General features: G+C 62.6%; 2 protein-coding genes. Both read left to right on the top strand.

Going from position 1 to position 1,557, the window contains the following annotated elements:
• The first annotated feature begins 297 nt into the window (after positions 1 to 297).
• Complete coding sequence (locus CXQ88_RS21300) at positions 298 to 1,206, top strand: CPBP family intramembrane glutamic endopeptidase (protein ID WP_104046149.1); 909 nt, start codon at positions 298 to 300, stop codon at positions 1,204 to 1,206.
• Positions 1,196 to 1,557 (top strand): hypothetical protein (locus CXQ88_RS21305; RefSeq protein ID WP_146069268.1); only part of this gene is annotated, 362 nt, incomplete at its 3' end. The genes CXQ88_RS21300 and CXQ88_RS21305, both read left to right, overlap by 11 nt.

Consider the following 1,557-nt stretch of genomic DNA (forward strand, 5'->3'; position numbering starts at 1 on the left):
CCCCTTGCGGGCTGTACTACGCGCCAAATAGCGCTGCGAACCACCGACCCCTCGAAGCCTGATTTCCTCCCACAACAACACCTCAACAAAGCAGGTGTTGCAACAACCCCTTGAGGCCAACCATGAGTTGCGGGACAGGGTGCTACTCGATCAGGGGATGGAGACCGCCAGCTAGGTTCAGCCCCATGAACAAAATCATCGCCAGGTTCTTGAAGTAGTTGGTGGGCGGATAATTCCAGTCGCCCGATCGCGCGCACTGGTCCGGGCCCCTGATCGCGCGCACACTGGGACGACTCCGTGAGGACCGCTTTTGCCATCGAACGAAAGGCCGCCTTGATCACTCCGACCAACCCTGCCTCGGCGACGTCGCCGACGAACCAGCCGGGTGTCGTGCGCGGCCGCGCCTGGGTCCCGTTCCTGATCGGGTTCGGTTTGCTGTGGGGCACGCTCGCCCTGCTCGGCGAATGGGATGCCACCGGACGGTGGGGCATCTTGATCCTGACAGTCGTCGTGCTCGTTGCTGTAGTGGTGGATCGGGCGACCCCGCGGACACCGTGGCGCGCGACGATCCGGCACCTCGGTCTGGGACTGCCCGCCTGGCGCGCCGTTGCACTCGCCTTGGTGGTGTCCATACTGGTGTTGCTCGTCTTTCCGATCACCGAAATCGTCACGGGGGCCGACCTCGAGCTCGTCATCGACTGGCCCTGGATTTTGATCGGACTTTTCGCCTTTCACGGCCTCGCGGAAGAACTCCTCTGGCGTGGTTATGCTTTCCGCCGGCTGCGGCTGGGACGCTCCTTCACGCGCACCGTTCTCTGGACGATGCCCTTAGTAGCCGCGGCCCACATACCGATCGTCCACCGAAATGGATCCACCGTGGGTATAGGTGCACTGCTCGTCGCCGCAAGCACCTCGGTCCCGTTGGCGTATCTCTATGAGACGGGACGCGGCACGATCTGGGCGCCCGCGCTTGTCCATACCGCCATCGACAGTTTCAAGCTGTTCGTTTTGCCGGCATCGGCGGTTTTGACGTTCTCGTTGCTTCTCGTCATGGTGAGCCTGACCATACCCCTTCTCGCCCTGGTGGTCCCGCGTAGAGTCCTCTCACGTCCTTTGGCGCCACCTTCGCTGACTGCTGTTGGGCATCTGCGCCTTCCACGAACCGGCCGCAGAGCCGGGAAAAGAGCGTCTCGCCATGACGGGTGAGCAATGGGCGCTCTCAGCGGCCGTCTTCTTGTCCGGGCTCGCGTGCGGCCTCCTGGGGATGCTGTGCACGATCATGCGGCCGATGCTCGCCGAGATGAACGGCCGGGAGTTCCGCAACTTCATGGAAGCGTTCCTCCGATTCGCGGACCACTCTTGGGGAAAGCTGTACAACCTCGGCTGGTCCCTTGGGATGTTCCTCCTGCCGATAGTGGCACTCGTGCTCCTCTGGGAGGACCGCGGTTCCGCGCCGTTCGTACTCACCACGATCGGCCTGAGCATCGTGTTCGTCGGCGTCATCATCGTCTCGAACGCCGTGAAAACGCCGCACTACAAAATGATTCTGGCCTGGGA

This window comes from Arthrobacter sp. ZGTC412, assembly GCF_002929215.1.
Classification (GTDB): Bacteria; Actinomycetota; Actinomycetes; order Actinomycetales; family Micrococcaceae; genus Arthrobacter.